The sequence below is a fragment of the Sphingobium sp. ba1 genome, from assembly GCF_000743655.1.
GTDB lineage: Bacteria > Pseudomonadota > Alphaproteobacteria > Sphingomonadales > Sphingomonadaceae > Sphingobium.
Map to the genome: position 1 here is coordinate 1 of NZ_JPPQ01000026.1, position 768 is coordinate 768.

1 protein-coding gene is annotated in these 768 nt (G+C 61.6%); it reads left to right on the top strand.

Annotation, left to right across the window (positions count from 1 at the left end; genetic code table 11):
• Positions 1-768 (top strand): calcium-binding protein (locus IL54_RS22100; protein ID WP_162182189.1); only part of this gene is annotated, 768 nt, incomplete at both ends.

Genomic DNA, 768 nt, shown 5'->3' on the forward strand with positions numbered 1-768 from the left:
GGCGGCAACGACAATGACACGCTGTATGGCGATGCCGGGAACGACACGCTGTATGGCGATGCGGGCAACGACACGCTCTATGGTGGCGCTGGCGATGATGTGATGTCAGGCGGCGCGGGGTCTGACTCGCTGTATGGCGAGGCTGGCGACGATGTGATGACCGCAGGCACGTCGGGTAGCTATCTGGACGGTGGCATCGGCAATGACCAGCTGACCGGCGGCGCGGGCAACGACACGCTCTATGGTGGCGAGGGCAATGATGGTGTCAGTGGCGGCGCTGGTGCCGATTATATTGTGGGTTTTGCAGGCGCCGATACGCTCGATGGCGGTGATGGCAATGATGACGTTCGCGGTAGCGATGGCAATGACACAGTCCAGGGTGGCGCAGGCAATGACGCCGTACGCGGCGACGGCGGCATCAATATCGTCAACGGTGGTGCAGGTGATGATGCGGTCTATGTCGGCACAGAAGTCAATGCACGGGATACAGCCACGGGTGGCACGGGCGCTGATGTGTTTCGCCTTGGAGCTGCGGGCAATGCGCCTGGCAGTTTGGCGGCACCCCATGTCATTACCGATTTCAGCCGGGTCGAGGGCGACAAGCTGAAGCTAGAGTTCGATCCCTATATCAACGGTACCTATGGCTACACCAATGTGCCGCTGGTGTTCCGGGGCGAATTGTCGTCGGCGCTCTATTATGATGGCGCGCCTTTGCCGGGGGCGGACCTTGGCACGGGCTTTGTCCAGGTGTGGTGGAGCCGGGTTGGC